This is a genomic window from Enterococcus infantis, from assembly GCF_049166715.1.
In the GTDB taxonomy this organism is placed as follows: Bacteria; Bacillota; Bacilli; order Lactobacillales; family Enterococcaceae; genus Enterococcus_C; species Enterococcus_C leclercqii.
This window is the reverse complement of sequence record NZ_JBMHFB010000001.1, coordinates 523,880-539,100: the sequence shown is the minus strand read 5'-3', so window position 1 is coordinate 539,100 and position 15,221 is coordinate 523,880. Positions and strand designations below refer to the sequence as shown.

The 15,221-nt window shown below is 46.5% G+C and carries 12 protein-coding genes; 9 read left to right on the top strand and 3 right to left on the bottom strand.

Annotation, left to right across the window (positions count from 1 at the left end; translation table 11 throughout):
• Positions 1-151 precede the first annotated feature (151 nt).
• The 6 genes from smc to gshAB all read left to right on the top strand — a co-directional run bounded on the left by smc (position 152) and on the right by gshAB (position 10,371).
• Positions 152-3,733 carry a chromosome segregation protein SMC gene (gene smc, locus ACOMA8_RS02370; RefSeq protein WP_421368185.1) on the top strand — a complete coding sequence of 1,194 codons (3,582 nt, stop codon included), beginning with the start codon at positions 152-154 and terminating at the stop codon, positions 3,731-3,733.
• A gap of 153 nt (positions 3,734-3,886) precedes the next feature.
• Positions 3,887-4,714, top strand: a complete 828-nt coding sequence (locus ACOMA8_RS02365) for a Cof-type HAD-IIB family hydrolase (RefSeq protein WP_161898640.1) — start codon at positions 3,887-3,889, stop codon at positions 4,712-4,714.
• 32 nt (positions 4,715-4,746) lie between these two features.
• Positions 4,747-6,321, top strand: a complete 1,575-nt coding sequence (ftsY, locus tag ACOMA8_RS02360; protein WP_421368182.1) for a signal recognition particle-docking protein FtsY — start codon at positions 4,747-4,749, stop codon at positions 6,319-6,321.
• Between the two features lie 136 nt (positions 6,322-6,457).
• Positions 6,458-7,132: a CPBP family intramembrane glutamic endopeptidase gene (locus tag ACOMA8_RS02355; RefSeq protein ID WP_421368179.1), complete on the top strand. Its 675-nt coding sequence runs from the start codon at positions 6,458-6,460 to the stop codon at positions 7,130-7,132.
• A 10-nt stretch (positions 7,133-7,142) separates the two neighbouring features.
• Positions 7,143-7,520, top strand: coding sequence for a hypothetical protein (locus tag ACOMA8_RS02350; protein WP_421368176.1), 378 nt, complete (start codon positions 7,143-7,145; stop codon positions 7,518-7,520).
• Between the two features lie 562 nt (positions 7,521-8,082).
• Positions 8,083-10,371 (top strand): bifunctional glutamate--cysteine ligase GshA/glutathione synthetase GshB, encoded by a 2,289-nt coding sequence (gene gshAB / locus ACOMA8_RS02345; RefSeq protein ID WP_421368174.1) that lies wholly within the window; start codon positions 8,083-8,085, stop codon positions 10,369-10,371.
• A 261-nt stretch (positions 10,372-10,632) separates the two neighbouring features.
• Here the strand turns inward: gshAB and ACOMA8_RS02340 are convergent, their stop codons facing one another.
• The 3 genes from ACOMA8_RS02340 to ACOMA8_RS02330 form a co-directional block, all read right to left on the bottom strand.
• On the bottom strand, positions 10,633-11,772 hold the full coding sequence (locus ACOMA8_RS02340) for an LCP family glycopolymer transferase (RefSeq protein WP_161898635.1): 1,140 nt from the start codon (positions 11,770-11,772) through the stop codon (positions 10,633-10,635).
• Positions 11,773-11,971: 199 nt separating this feature from the next.
• The gene (locus tag ACOMA8_RS02335; RefSeq protein ID WP_161898634.1) at positions 11,972-12,385 is read right to left on the bottom strand and encodes a hypothetical protein; all 414 of its coding nucleotides are present in this window, start codon (positions 12,383-12,385) and stop codon (positions 11,972-11,974) included.
• Positions 12,386-12,493: 108 nt separating this feature from the next.
• A complete protein-coding gene (locus ACOMA8_RS02330; protein WP_202622156.1) occupies positions 12,494-12,958 on the bottom strand; it encodes a YueI family protein in 465 nt (154 codons plus the stop codon).
• A gap of 194 nt (positions 12,959-13,152) precedes the next feature.
• On the opposite strand from ACOMA8_RS02330, the gene ACOMA8_RS02325 reads away from it, so the two are divergent.
• The 3 genes from ACOMA8_RS02325 to ACOMA8_RS02315 all read left to right on the top strand — a co-directional run bounded on the left by ACOMA8_RS02325 (position 13,153) and on the right by ACOMA8_RS02315 (position 15,113).
• Positions 13,153-13,722 (top strand): GNAT family N-acetyltransferase, encoded by a 570-nt coding sequence (locus ACOMA8_RS02325; protein ID WP_421368170.1) that lies wholly within the window; start codon positions 13,153-13,155, stop codon positions 13,720-13,722.
• Between the two features lie 69 nt (positions 13,723-13,791).
• On the top strand, positions 13,792-14,187 hold the full coding sequence (locus ACOMA8_RS02320) for an iron-sulfur cluster biosynthesis family protein (protein ID WP_161898631.1): 396 nt from the start codon (positions 13,792-13,794) through the stop codon (positions 14,185-14,187).
• The gene (locus ACOMA8_RS02315) at positions 14,187-15,113 is read left to right on the top strand and encodes a metallophosphoesterase (protein WP_421368167.1); all 927 of its coding nucleotides are present in this window, start codon (positions 14,187-14,189) and stop codon (positions 15,111-15,113) included. The genes ACOMA8_RS02320 and ACOMA8_RS02315 overlap by 1 nt, the downstream gene beginning before the upstream one ends.
• The last annotated feature ends 108 nt before the right edge of the window (positions 15,114-15,221 follow it).

The following is a 15,221-nucleotide window of genomic DNA, read 5'->3' as shown; positions in this document are numbered from 1 at the left end:
TTCGGCATGTGCCATCGAACCCGTCCCAGTCAGTTACAGCTGCTGTTCTCGGTCAGACAATGCATTGTGATTGGAGCAATGCATTGTCTTTGGACTGAGTCGTTTTTTGCTGCAGCTTTCGTGACGGGTTTATTGAGAGGGGAAACTATTTGTGTATTTGAAGAAAATCGAGATCGCCGGCTTCAAGTCTTTTGCCGACCGGACGGTGATCGATTTTGAGAACAGCGTGACAGCTGTGGTAGGGCCAAATGGGTCCGGTAAAAGCAATATCACTGAAGCCATTCGCTGGGTCTTGGGGGAGCAGTCTGCCAAAAGTTTGCGGGGTGGCAAGATGCCGGACATTATTTTTGCCGGCTCTGATTCCCGCAAAGCACTGAATATCGCCGAAGTGACGGTAGTGCTAGACAATAGTGACCACTACTTACCGCTGGATTTCACGGAAATCAGTGTGACCCGCCGCTATCGCCGGACTGGTGAAAGCGACTTTTTTATCAACAAACAAGCTTGCCGTCTAAAGGATATCACGGACTTGTTTCTGGATTCCGGCTTAGGAAAAGAATCCTTTTCCATCATTTCCCAAGGGAAGGTGGAGGCGATCTTTGCCAGCAAGCCGGAAGACCGGCGGGGGATTTTTGAAGAAGCAGCGGGTGTCTTGAAATACAAGCAGCGTAAGAAAAAGGCTGAACAGAAGCTGTTTGAAACCGAAGACAACCTCAGTCGGGTCCAAGACATTGTTTATGAGTTGGAAGATCAGCTGGAACCTTTAGCAGAACAAAGCCGGACAGCTACCGCCTATTTGGGGTTAAAAGAAGAATTGACCCGAGTAGATGCAGCTTATGCGGTGACCGAAATCCAAAGCGCCAAAAAGATCTGGGATGAAACAGAGCAGCTGCTGGATCAACTGGACGGCCAGCTGCGTGAAATCAGCACAACTATCACAGCCGGTGAAAAGCTGTTAGCTGAAAAGCGGCAAGAACGCACACGTCTGGACGAGTGGTTGGAAAGCGGCAATCAACAGCTGTTAGCGGTGACTGAAGCCTTAAAACAGGCGGAAGGACAGCAGGAGTTGCTGAAAGAGCGCTCCAAAAATACCCTGCAAAGCTCGCGGGAATATCGCAAAAATATCGAAGAAGCTGCCCAACGAATGGCTGATTTAGAAGAAGACAAAAGCGCCCTTATCAGCCAGCTGTCAGAAAAAAATCGGCAACACCAGCAGCTGGAAGAAACGATTCGCACCACTCAGGCCGAACTGGCAAAGTATCAAAAGTCCACCAAAGAAGTTTTGGAGGAGCTGCGGGGCCAATATGTAGACAAGATGCAAGAGCATGCCAATATCGGCAATGACTTGAAATACTTGGAACGACAATATACACAAGAATTGGCTAAAAATCAGAAGGCGCTGCAAAAGCAAGGAGAGCTGACAGCTGCCATTCGTTCTGGTCAGGAACAAAAAACTGCATTAACGGCCGAGGTCAAACAGGCGCAAAGTCATTTGGAAGCGCAGCGGAAGGAATATGTATTGCTGCAAGACCAAGTCAAGACGGCGAAGACTGAGTTTGACAGTGAGCAAAAGAAAATGTACAGCCTGATGAGTCAGGTGCAGCAGGTTCGTGCCAAAGAAAAGAGCCTGCAAGACATTCAAGACAACTATACCGGCTTTTATCAAGGGCCCCGAATGGTATTGCAGCACAAAGAACGTCTTCAAGGCGTCGTAGGGGCAGTGGCTGAACTGATTGAGGTACCAAAGGATTATGCCGTAGCCATCGAAACCGCACTAGGCGCTAGTGCACAGCACGTCATCGTAGAAACGGAAAAGGATGCCCGGCAAGCCATCACCTTCTTGAAGGAACAGCGAGGCGGACGGGCGACCTTCTTGCCTTTGACGACAATCCAAGCTCGGAACGTCGCAGGAGCTCAACTGAATGCCGCCAAACAGGTGGCAGGCTTTTTGGGTGTTGCTTCGGAAATCGTCGCCTTTGATTCCTCCTTGCGAAACATTATGGAAAACCTTTTAGGGGGAATTTTATTAGCAGAGGATCTCCAAAGTGCCAATGCCATTGCTCGTGCGGTTCATTATCGTTACCGGGTAGTGTCCTTGGAAGGAGATGTCATGAATGCTGGGGGCTCCATGACTGGTGGTGCCAATAAAAAAGGCGGACAAGGCAATCTGTTTTCCCAAAGCAATGAGCTGGCTGTCTTGAAAGAGCAGCACCAGCTATTGGATCAACGGCTGCAAACTACCGAAAAACAAGTGTCCCGCCTGGAAACTGAAACCAGGGAAAAACAGGCACGCTTGGAAACCTTGAGAGAAGAAGGGGAAGCAGCGCGTCTCAAATTGCAGGAACTGGAAAATCAACTGCAAAACACAACCGTCGATCTGACACGCTTGGAAAAAGAGCATAGTATTTTTGCCTTTGAAAATCGGGAAGTTCAGGCTTTTTTGGAAGAATACGAAGAAAAGAAAGCAGGCTATCTTCAGGCGCAAGCAGAAGTTGAAGCGGCTCGGCTGGCAATCAATGAGGAGATTCAAGAGATCAACCGTACAGAAGATCTCATCGAAGCAAAGCGGGCAGAAGTCGGTGACGCACTAGCAACTCAGCAGGCAGAACTGGCTGTCTTGAATCAGCAGATTGTACATGTCAAAGGACTGATCCAAGACAAACAAGCAGACCTGACAACCGCAGAAGCACGACACAGCAGCCTAAAAATGCAGCTGGCAGCATTGGACAGTGATTTTTCCAATCATGAGCTGTCAGAAGAGTCACTGCAAAAACAAGTTGTGGAATTTAGCGCAAAACGAGAACAGTTGCAGACTGAATTGACGGCCAAGCGGCAAGCCCGTTTGGAATTACAGAATCAGATTACCGCTGGCGATACAGATTTGAGCGAAAAAAATCAGCAACAAAAGCGCCTGCTCTCGCAAAAAACCAAAGTCGAAGTAGAAAAAAACCGTGCAGACATCCAATTGGACAATCTGCTGGCTCACCTGCAGGAAGAATATGCCATGAATTACGAGTTGGCGTCAGCCACATATGGTGTCGTGGATGATACAGAGGCTGCCCGGCAAAAGATTCAATCTTTGAAGCGGGAAATTGAGGGATTGGGTCCAGTGAATCTCAATGCTATCCAGCAATATGAACAAGTAAAAGAGCGCTATGACTTTTTGACCAGCCAAAGAGATGATCTGCTACAAGCCAAAGAGCAGCTCTTTACGACCATGAATGAGATGGATGAGGAAGTGAAAATCCGTTTCAATGAAGTATTCGAAGCCATTCGGGACAAGTTCAAGGAAGTCTTTCCCAATATGTTTGGTGGCGGGCGTGCCGAGCTGGTCTTAACTGACCCTTCCGACCTGTTGAATACCGGTATCGAGATTGAAGCCCAGCCACCAGGCAAAAAACTGCAAAGTTTAAGTCTGTTATCCGGCGGCGAGCGGGCATTGACGGCTATTGCTTTGCTGTTTTCCATCATTCAAGTGCGACCAGTACCGTTTTGTGTGTTGGACGAAGTGGAGGCTGCTTTGGACGAAGCCAATGTTACTCGTTTTGGTCAGTACCTCAGCCGCTTCCAAAATGATACCCAGTTCATCGTGGTTACTCACCGCAAAGGCACAATGGAAGCTGCCGATGTTTTGTACGGCGTAACCATGCAGGAATCCGGCGTGTCCAAGATTGTCTCGGTACGTCTGGAAGATGTCAAAGAAGGTGGCCGAATCGTCGCTGCCGGGGAATAAAATTGTGAGGGAGTTTTTCTGCGAGTTGATCGGTGAATTCGACAAAAAGGCTACAAGCAGCAGAATCTCAGTCAAGTAGCTTTACAGCAGATTATAGCCGTGGCCGCAGCAAAATTTCTAGAATGCTTCGTGTTATTGTCAGGAGGAAAAAGATTGATTAAACTTGTCGCCATCGATTTGGATGGTACGTTGTTAAATAGTAAAAAAGAAATCACTGCAGAAAACAAACGAGTATTGGCAGCGGCACAAAAAGCCGGTGTCAAAATCGTGATTTGTACCGGACGGCCACTGCGGGCGATTCGTCCTTATCTGGAAGAATTGGATCTGAAAAATCCCGGGGATTATGCCATCACTTTTAATGGTGGTCTGGTGCAAAAAAATGATACCGGTGAAGTGATTGAAAAAGCAGCGTTGTCTTTTGCAGAAGTTCAAAGGTTGATTCAAATTGCAAAAGAATTGGCCCTGCCGCTGGATGTCGTCTCCGATGAAGTCGTCTGGTCACTGCCAACAGCGCCTGACCACCTGTCTATCTATGGCCAGTTAAACCCGCTGTTAGACGTGCGACCGGCCGGCTATGAGAAGCTAGACCCGGAGGCATTGTACAATAAAGCAGTAGTGGCTTACCCACAGGCGTATCTCGACCAGCAGATTGCTAAGATTCCTGAAAGTGTCAAAGCCGAATTTGAAGTTATCAAAACGCGGGAAGTCTTGTTGGAATTTATGCCAAAAGGAATCACCAAGGCCTATGGAATCGACTTATTGGCAGGAGATTTGGGAATCACAGCCGCCGAAGTCATGGCGATTGGAGATGAAGAAAACGATTTGCCGATGATTGCTTATGCCGGTATCGGAGTTGCGATGGCTAACGCTGTCCCGGCTGTCAAAGCAGTCGCTGATGTCATCACGGCTTCCAATGAGGCTGACGGTGTGGCCAAAGTCATCGAAAAATACGTCTTACAAGCCGGTACTGCCGGCAACTAATTTTTCACCAGACCATATAAGGAGGGAAAGCAATGGGCTTTTTCGATAAGATCAAAAAGGCGCTCATGGGCAAAGAAGAGCCGGAGCAGCCACCGGTAGTACCGGAAGAAGCGCTCGATGAACAAACAACCGACGAGAAAACAAACACGCAGCAATCTGAAACAGAACAATCAGAACCTGAACAACCGGAGACAAAGCCGGCAGAAGCTGCCCCTACTCCTGCTGAAGCCTCCTCTGAAGAGACCGCTGAAGTAAAGAAGGCTGAAACAGAATCTGAAGTTGAAACAACGACTGTCGCTTCACAAGACGTTTCGACTCACCAATTGACTGACACTATTGCGGAAAAAGCAGTTCCAACTGCCGAAGCAACCGAAGAGCTGGAAAATGCCACACCTGTTGAGGTTGAGGCGCAAGACACACAGGTGCAGACAGTTGATCAAGAACAAGCAGCAGCGACAGAAACCGTCAGCCAGGAAGAACCGACAGTGGCAGATCAAGCTGAGGACCGGCCACAAGTTGCTGAAACTGACGTGCAAGAACAAGCTGCCTCAACAGTCAACTCAGAAGCCGAGCTTACGCCGACTTTTGATGCAACAGCAGAAGCGGAAGCAGTGATCCAAGAGGCTGAAATGGCGCCACCGATTGCTCCGATTGAACCGCAATCGCAAGCAACTGTTGAGGAAAAGTACGACAAAGGGCTGAAAAAGAGCCGTAAAACGTTTGGTCAGCGGCTAAATGAATTGTTTGCCAATTTCCGCAGTGTTGATGAGGATTTCTTTGAAGAAGTAGAAGAAACCTTGATTGGTGCCGACGTTGGCTTTGATGCAGCCATGCGGATTGCTGATGAAATGCGCCAGGAAGTCAAATTGCAAAACGTCAAGAAACCAAAAGATGTACAAAACGTCATCATTGAAAAACTGGTGAATCTGTACGACGAAGCTGGCGAAGGGGAAAATCACGACCTCAATATCCAACCCGAGGAGCTGACAGTGATGCTCTTTGTCGGTGTCAATGGTGTAGGGAAAACCACCAGCATTGGGAAACTGGCTTACGAATACCGTATGGCAGGAAAAAAAGTCTTGATGGCGGCAGCCGATACTTTTCGTGCCGGGGCGATTGATCAATTGGTTGTCTGGGGTGAGCGGGCTGGTGTAGAAGTCGTGCGCCACAATGCGGGTGCCGATCCGGCAGCTGTCGTGTACGATGCGGTGGAAAAAGCCAAAAATGAACACTACGATATCTTATTGGTGGATACTGCTGGCCGTTTGCAAAATAAAGTCAACTTGATGAAAGAGTTGGATAAAATCAAACGAGTTATTCAGCGAGAATTGCCAGAGGCACCTCATGAAGTGCTCTTGGTGGTGGATGCTACGACCGGCCAAAATGCGATGGTTCAGGCTAAGCAATTTAAAGAAACCACCGATGTTTCAGGAATTGTTTTGACCAAATTGGACGGAACCGCAAAAGGTGGGATCGTGTTGGCGATCCGCAATGAACTCCACCTGCCGGTAAAACTGGTGGGCTTAGGCGAAGGCATTGACGACTTGGAGCCATTTGATCCGAATCAATTTGTGATTGGCCTGTTTAAAGGCTTGATCCAAGATTAGCAGGCGTTCTGAAAAAAATACGGTACTTTTAAAATAAAGGTCCCAAGCAACCAGTAATATCCGCAACACAGAAGCTTTTTCAAGTTTATAAAGCGGAAGTTTGGTGAAGGGACCAAAAAAGGAGGCTGGTGATACAATGACTAAACGACAACCGTTGATTTGGCGCATCCTGTTCTTTGCTGGTTTTGTCTTTTTACAAAACCTCTCTACGCTGGCTCTGATGGCAGATCAGCTGTTAAATACCAACTTGTCACAAGGCGCGTTTGCACTGATTATTGTCGTGGTTTTCTTAGTCGTGATGATGTATTTTATCCGTGTCTATCAACGACAGATCCAAGAGTACAATCCCCGCGGTTTCGGCAGGGAGCTTGCCATGAAAGGCAAGATCAAGTGGATTTTACTGACTGTTGCTGCAGTTTATCTTTTCTTAATCTTGGTGACTCCGCTGATGCCAGGAGAAGCAGATAATCAGCAAAATATCGACCAGCTGTTTCGGGTGCATGTTTTGGGGATTACGCTGTACGGAGCTATTTTAGGCCCAATCATCGAAGAGTTGCTCTATCGCGGAATCCTCATGAATTATTTCTGGAATGAAAATGACCGCAAGCACGATATTTTAGCGGTAGTGACTTCAGGCTTAATCTTCGGACTGTTGCATGAGCCGGCAATTTCCTTGTACCTGCTGGTTTATTCCGTGATTGGTATCTTTTTTGGGATACTTTATCTGAAGACTAAGGATATTCGGTGCAATATGATCGCCCATATTTTGTACAACAGCATTACATTTATCGTGATGTTCACGGCACTTTAAGGAGGAACCAATGAACAACAAACGACTCTGGCTGTCGACTTTGGTGGCGGCACTCTTGTTGACGGTGATTTTAGGAATCACACCGGTAAAAGAGGTTGTTTATTCAGATAGCTGGCCCCGTAAAATCATTGGAATCCTGTTATTTGTGGCGCTGCTTTTTTTCTGGTGGCGAGGGCTGCGACAATCCCGTAGTTTTCAACGGGATTTCCAATATTACGTCAAGACCTATGAATTAACACCGGAAAAGCTGGCCCGTCTGACGGGTTTTACGAAATATGATTTTTCCTATGATGGGGACGAGCTGCTCTTCATGAATAGTACACCGGAAAATCGCAAGCGGCTGATGACAACTCTCCAAACTCAATTTGGCCCTGTTCCGGAAAAATAAACTTTCGATTCAGTTTACTTGTTGGTGGTGCCTTGACCAAGGCTGCTTATTAACCGAAAGAACAGACAAGGAATTGTGACATAAATCGTTTTTTAAGTGGTAAATGGCGGAGGTTTCACCAACTGAGCAAGAAAATAGCTGTTAGCAAACCGTTACGACAATCCTTGTGTCAAAGTCCGTAGAAGGATGTATAAGGAGAAAGAGTGAAGGATGCTGACTTCTCTTGACGAAATCAAGGTTAGTCAGCGTTTGAAGTTTTTAACAATGAAAAGCCGACTATCTTCCAATGATTTTAATGGAAGATAGTCGGCTTTTGAGGTCTCACGGTTGGTAGTGTTAGTTTTGGAGAACGGTGACTAGCTGATTATAAATAAAAATAGTACCCATTGATTTTTAAATGTTTTACTTCCCCTGTGAAAACGTCAATGAAAAATTATGAGACATGGAGCAGAGCTGTTCAGTTTCCACCAAATTTCCTCTATAATAAGCAAGACGATGCTTTCGTAAAGCGGCTTTTTTTGCTGAAGGGACATCTATTCGGGACAAAGAGAAGGGACAGGTTATGAACTTACAAACAATGATGCAGACACCGCGGGCTCGAGCAAATATGCTGGCGGCTACATTTGGCTTGGAACGAGAAGGGCAGCGAGTTGATCTGACGACTGGCAAACTGGCAGCTACGCCCCATCCAACAGCTTTAGGCAATCGCAAATACCATCCTTATATTCAGACTGATTTTGCCGAGACACAATTGGAACTGATTACCCCGGTGACTCACACTCCCAAGGAATTGCTGGACTGGTTAGCGGCACTTCATGATGTAGCCTATCGTTCGATGATACCTACTGAAACCTTGTGGCCGCTGAGTATGCCTCCTGCGCTACCGGAAAATAATTGCAGCATCAAGCTGGCAGAGTTGGATAATTTTGAGGATGTCTTATATCGTCGTTACTTGGCTCGCCAGTACGGTCGTCGCAAGCAAATGGTCTCTGGCATTCATTTTAATTTTGAATTCGGTGGCGAGTTGATGGCAGCCTTATTTGAACAACAAGAGGAGATTGCTACGCTGCAAGAATTCAAAACAGCACTGTATCTGAAAGTGACTCGTAACTATCTTCGTTATCGTTGGTTGATTACTTATCTTTACGGAGCCAGCCCTGTAAGCGAAAAAAATTATTTCATGGATGATCCGGCTCCCGCAGAACCAGTACGCAGTATTCGCAACAGCGCCTATGGTTATCGAAATCACGGAGACGTAGTCGTTTCCTATGCAAGTCTGAAACGTTATCTAAACGACATTGCTCACATGGTGGAGATCGGTCGATTGTCTGAAGAAAAAGAATTTTATGCGCCGCTGCGGTTGCGAGGAGGAAAAAAAGTCCAAGACCTCGCGGATCACGGCATTCGCTATATCGAATTGCGCAATATCGATCTGCAGCCTTTTGAGGCGTATGGATTTTCTGAAGACGAGGCTCGTTTTTTGCAAGTCTTTTTGTTGTTGATGTTGTGGCTGCCAGAAGAAGCAGCGGCAGAAGAATGGGTAGCAGAAGGTGACCGACGCAATGATCAAGTGGCTTTAGAAAATCCAGAAGCGCCCACTGAGTATCTGGCAGAAGGGGAGTGGCTGCTGTCGGAGTTGCAGCGGATGATTGTTGCTCTACAACTGCCGCTACCAGAGGGTTTTCTTGATTTTGTCGTGACACGTCTAGCCCAGCCGGAAACAACACCGGCAGCGCAACTGTGGTTGGCTGGTCAAGTGACTTCCCAACAGGCAGTGGCAGTCGAACTAGCCCAGCGCAATCACGAAAAGGCTTGGGCGCGACCTTATCAATTGGCAGGATTTACCGGGATGGAGCTGTCCACCCAGATTTTCATGTTTGATGCTATCCAAAAAGGGGTAGGTGTGACTGTATTGGATCAGGCAGATCAATTTTTGAGATTGGATTTGTCAGGTCATAGAGAATATGTAAAAAATGCCAACATGACGGCCAAAGACACGTATATCGTGCCCTTGATGATGGCCAATAAAACGGTCACTAAAAAGGTCTTAGCCAAAGCCGGCTATCGGGTACCCGGCGGTGGTGAATATGCCAATCTCCAAGAGGCATTGGCTGATTTTCCGCGATATGCCGGACAAGCGATTGTAGTAAAACCTAAAAGCACGAACTACGGCTTGGGGATTTCTGTCTTCAAGGAGCCCCCTGCCAAAGAAGACTATCAAACTGCAGTGGCCATTGCCTTTGCCGAAGATGATGCCATCTTGGTAGAAGAGTTTCTGGCAGGAACCGAGTATCGCTTTTTTGTATTGGATGGTGAAGTGGAAGCAATCATGTTACGGGTTCCTGCCAATGTGGTAGGGGACGGTCACCAGACCATTGCCCAATTAGTCGCAGAAAAAAATACAGATCCATTACGAGGAACCCACCACCGTTCACCATTAGAATTGATTCAACTGGGGGAAATCGAAAAGCTGATGCTAAAAGAACAGGGGTACGAGCCAACGTCTATTCCTAAAGCTGGTGTTACTGTATACCTGCGGGAAAACTCCAATATTTCCACCGGTGGCGATTCAATCGACGTGACCGACCAATTCAACGAGGACTACAAACAAGTTGCTGTAGAAGCGGTAGCGGCCCTTGGTGCAGCTGTCAGCGGCATCGACCTGATTATTCCTGATAAGTCGCGACCAGCTGCTGAACCTGGTGCTTACGGTATCATCGAAGCCAATTTCAATCCGGCAATGCACATGCATGTCTATCCTTATGCCGGTCAAGGACGACGTTTGACGATGGCGGTTCTGAATTTTTTGTATCCGGAATTGGCAGAGTTGAATCGTGACCAATCAAACTAACACCAGAGCAGCAACATCAGGAATTTTCATTAGAAATTAGTGGTGGTCCCTTGTCTTTTTGGTTGCTAGCATTTCAAATCGTTCTGTTGGCTTTTAGGCGGCTGATAAAAAGGTTGCCACAGGTGAATGTGAATAATTCGGCAGCACTTATAGAACTCCAATAAAAAAACCGCAGATCAACTGCGGTTTTTTTTGCCGGTTTCCGAGAATACAGAGGAAAATCTTAAAAATTTTACCCTGTATTTTGTCGGAAGAGACCGGTTATTCGTTTGTAAAAGTATCGGAGCTCTCAGTGGACTGAGAATCAGAGGTTTCTGATCCAGAGTCTTCGGAAGAATCACTTTTCGGACGTTGACTTGGGTAGCCTTCAAATGCTGGAGCAAACTGAATATTCGCCGTACGTTCAGGTTCATCCCAACCGGCATCGGGATCCATAGTGCTATCATCATATAGGCGCTGTTCTGGATCATTAATCAAGGATAAGCTTTCTCGCAAGTCTAAGTTCAATTGATCCCGCATACGGTTTTGGGCTTCCAATGTCCCGTAATAAGGCGGAATCTGATAGTAGCCCCCGTTTAGCATGTATCCTTGCCCGCCGATTTGGACAGGTTCAATGTTGGTGAGAGCGTCTTGATAATTGGCGGCGATATCTAACATCTGATTCCAGCTCAAATCTGTCGATACATTGTCTCCCAAAGCATCCAAAACTTTGGTGTAATATTTAACGGTATTGACGCTGGCCAGTTTTTCAACAACTTTGGTCAAGACCTCTCGCTGACGCGCTTGCCGACCCATATCGCCGGTGCCGTCATCTTTTCGCATGCGGGCATAGGCCAACCCTTTTTCGCCGTCTAAGGTGATTTTACCAGCAGGTACGTGGATACCATCTAAGGTAAAGTCAATTTTGTTATCGACTTCGATACCGCCGACTGCATCAATCAAATCTTTAAGTCCTTGCAGATTGATGGTGGCATAGTGATTGATCGGAATGTCGAGAAAATTCTCCAAAGTATCAATAGCCATGGATACACCGCCGTAAGAATAGGCTGAATTCAGCTTATCATGGCGATCTTTGCCGACGATTTCAATCAGGAAATCACGATCGACACTGGTGATGGTAGTCGTTTTCTTTTGGGGATTGATAGTCACTACCATTGTCGTATCCGAGCGTCCTTGATCTGTTCGACCCAAGCCGCCAGAGTCAATCCCTAACAGCATGATGGAAAAAGGCTCGGCTGCTGAAGTATCAACAGATTTGTTGCCGTTGTTCAATGGTTTATACATCTTATCGGCAGCATTGCGGGCTTGATTGGCAGCATACATTCCCAAACCGCTGACAACTGCAACCACTAAGGTTATAATCCCGAAAATGACTAGGATCGTCTTTTGCACTTTACTCATAGGTCACCTCGTAAAAAGATTTCTTTCTGAAGTTTACTCTTTAAACCTCGAAACGCTAAACAACTTTTGCATTTATCTGTAAATTTAGAGAAAAATTAAAAAATCTGTTGTCAAAAGACGTTTTTTCTTTGTGGACACAACGCGCAAAAAAGGGCTCCGCAACTCTCGGTGAGCCGAGAGGACGGAGCCCCGCCAACAATCAGTATTCGAACTCTTTGATTTCGATGGTTTGCTTAGTTTCGCAGACTTGCAAGCCGGTGGTGGCTTCCCACCAGGACTTCATTTCTTTTTCGTAAGTGGTAGGGAAAGAATCAACGATATCCAAAAGCGGAGTATCATTAATTTTGGCATAAGGAAAGTTTAGCGTCAAATTGTATTTCAGCTCTGTCAACAGGCTGTAATACTGAAACATCTGGTAATTCATCTCTTCCGGGTCCTCTGCTGCCAGAACTTTCGGGGCCCGATCCAACATAAAGCCAAAGCTGCGCATCATGAACATAATCCCATCCAAGTGCTCTGCTTGGATGTAAGAGGCATCTTTCAAGATATCGATGTGGGTATCCAGTGCCAAAAGCAATTCATCTTTCAATGTTTGATAATCTGGTGTAGCCATAGATAATTCCCCCTTGTCGGCAGTCTGACAAGAGCTGGCAACTACTATTGCCCATATCCCGTAAAAGAGAACACCCTTTCAAGCTGTCGAAAATTAATTTTTTATTTGTTATTGATCATTTGGGTGAAACAGCCGATCAAAGAAACCGGGCTTTTTCTTCGTTGACTTTGCTGATTCCGCCTCTTTTTCCGGATATTTCTGGTCAATATCAATCACGGGCTCATTGACGGCTTCTTTTGAAACGACCAAAAGACCGAGACTATCCGGATTCGTTCCAACAAAATCATTGACGATGGTAAATTTATGTCCGGATTTCGTGAGCAGCTGGATATATTCCCCCTGCAGCGTTTCCGACAGCTGCCCATTCATCAAAACTTGTGCATCGGGATCTTTTGCCAGCTCCCTCCGCAGATTGTCCTGATTGTCTTTTTCCTTCATCTGAGCCAAAGTCATGCTCAAATAGCAGCGTTCACGAAACGTCCCCATATATTTATGTTGTTCATCAGGATTCACCAATGGCTGGCCGTACATGCCCTTGTCCAAATGTTTTTGCATCTCATCAGTCAATAACATCACTCCTCGCGTCTTCCAATCGACTCGGGCAAACCCGAAAAATCGCTTTCTCTGTTTGATTATATCATGCCGGCAGAAAAAACACAGGGGCAGAACTGTACTTATATTGGGAGAAGAATAGTAAAAGCTGCTATTTTTCAATTCCTTTTCTGGTTGCGCTATAATAGGATGATAGTAAACGGGGAGGAAAAAGAATGGATCATAAACAACAGATTATGCTAGGGTTTGCGGAAAATACGCGGTTAGAGACGGAGCGATTGATTTTGCGGCCGTTGATGTTGGCGGATGCTCAGGATATGTTTGAGTATGCTCAGGATGCGGAAACGACAGAGCACGTATTTCCTCAACATCAGTCATTAGCTGAAACTCGCGAGATTGTCGCCGGTGTTTTCATGGCAGATCCTCTAGGGAAATATGCATTGGAAGAAAAAGCCAGTGGCAAGATGATTGGGACCATTGACCTACGGGTGGATCCAGTCGCGATGCGAGGCGAGATTGGCTATGCACTGAATAAGAGCCGCTGGGGCCAAGGTCTGATGCCGGAAGCAGCGATGGCGATCTTGGCTTTGGGCTTTGATACATTGAATTTGGTACACATCCAAGCCTTCCACAATTTGGCTAATGAAAAGTCGGGGCGGGTCATGCAGAAAATCGGTATGAAAAAAGAAGCTGAGCTGCCATTGTCTCGTTTGTGGAAGGGAAAACCAGTCGGAGAAGCCATGTATGGCATCACCAGTGCCGATTGGTTTAAGCGAGTGATGTAATAAAATTAAAGGCAAACACGGCAGCCTTTGTTGAAAAAGGCACCAAGTTTCAAGAAAGAAGGGCTCTCTATGAAATTGAGTATCGAGCCAAGTGTTCGAACATTAATTGAAAAAAAACTTATGCCGGAAGATCGAATGTACCTGGATTTTGAAGATGGGGACGGCCCGTTTGCCAATACCGGTCTTTCTTGTCGGCTGGATTTGAGTTTTCGTTTTATTATAACCCCTGAAAACTATCCTGCTGCAGGCTTGGAAGTTTATGATGAAACATTGGCGACAGAAGTAGGGGCAGTCAAGCTTAAAAAGAGTTCAGAGGTCTATTTGGATCAAGAAACCCGGCTCGTATTAGGAAGTACCGGCGCACTGCAGCTGCGTGGTGCTTCGGGAATTTTGGCTGACAACATTCCTATTTTACGTATCCAACAGCAGCTGGCAGGTAGTCATGATTCAGTTGGCGGCTGCTGATGAGACGGCTAGCGGTTATCAGTGACCTGCATGCCGATATCAATCGTTTTTCTGATGATGAGCTGGAACTGTTAGCCCACATTCTGAAGCAGGCAGAGGTGGATCATCTGCACCTGGCTGGTGATATCGCCAACAAAACGGCCCGTGCCTTAGCCATTGTGGACTTTTTTCGGACCCGAGGACTAAATACCACCTTTAATTGGGGCAACCACGAAATGGCAGACCTTACAGAAAAAACAATTGAAGCTTATCCCAGTCCGGTATTTTTGAATTTGCAGACGTGTCCTTTGACTGAAGAAACCGTCCTTTTGGGGTACAACGGCTGGTATGACTACTTATTTGCTGCCGATTATAACCCTGAGAAGATTCGCCAATTAAAACAGCTGTACTGGTATGATCGGGTAATTCCCAGAAAAGGCAGTGATCCTGAGGTGGAGGCGCGATTGCGGGGACGACTGAAGCTAGTCTTGGATCGGCTGCAAATGGACAATAAAAAGGTAATCCTTGCCACTCATTTTGTGCCCAAGCGGGAATTTATCGTCTACCAGGAAAAGCCGGAATTTCTCCGATGGAATGACCTAAATGCCTTTTTAGGTTCCGCTGAATTAGGGGAGTTGTTGGATAGGTATGATAACGTGACAAATTGTGTTTTTGGTCACACCCATCGTCGCTTTGCCGATCATTTATTGCAAGGAACCCGCTATAGCTGTCGGCCACTGGGCTACTTTTTTGAATGGGAGCTCACCAAAGCGTTTGTTTTTGAAAATGAACTGGTGACTGAATATCGTCCCGCTAAGCTGCGCAGTGTGTTGAAAAAACATCAGGAGGCGTTTGCTGCCTACCGCAAAGAACACTTGGCAGAAGAATTTCGCAAGGGAATGACCATTATCGACATTCCGGAAGCCGCCATAAAAACAGTCCGCTGACAGATAAATCACCCTCTGGTCAGTGGACTGTTTTCGTCTTATAATGAAAAGGCTTTGGCAGCAAACTTGATGCAGCTGCCTATTGAAATCTGGTGAAAGAAGGAATGA

Coding starts and splice junctions, on each gene's coding strand:
- ftsY (WP_421368182.1), top strand. CDS start 4,747: ATGGGCTTTTTCGATAAGATCAAAAAGGCGCTCATGGGCAAAGAAGAG.
- ACOMA8_RS02355 (WP_421368179.1), top strand. CDS start 6,458: ATGACTAAACGACAACCGTTGATTTGGCGCATCCTGTTCTTTGCTGGT.
- ACOMA8_RS02350 (WP_421368176.1), top strand. CDS start 7,143: ATGAACAACAAACGACTCTGGCTGTCGACTTTGGTGGCGGCACTCTTG.
- gshAB (WP_421368174.1), top strand. CDS start 8,083: ATGAACTTACAAACAATGATGCAGACACCGCGGGCTCGAGCAAATATG.
- ACOMA8_RS02340 (WP_161898635.1), bottom strand. CDS start 11,772: ATGAGTAAAGTGCAAAAGACGATCCTAGTCATTTTCGGGATTATAACC.
- ACOMA8_RS02335 (WP_161898634.1), bottom strand. CDS start 12,385: ATGGCTACACCAGATTATCAAACATTGAAAGATGAATTGCTTTTGGCA.
- ACOMA8_RS02330 (WP_202622156.1), bottom strand. CDS start 12,958: ATGTTATTGACTGATGAGATGCAAAAACATTTGGACAAGGGCATGTAC.
- ACOMA8_RS02325 (WP_421368170.1), top strand. CDS start 13,153: ATGGATCATAAACAACAGATTATGCTAGGGTTTGCGGAAAATACGCGG.
- ACOMA8_RS02320 (WP_161898631.1), top strand. CDS start 13,792: ATGAAATTGAGTATCGAGCCAAGTGTTCGAACATTAATTGAAAAAAAA.
- ACOMA8_RS02315 (WP_421368167.1), top strand. CDS start 14,187: ATGAGACGGCTAGCGGTTATCAGTGACCTGCATGCCGATATCAATCGT.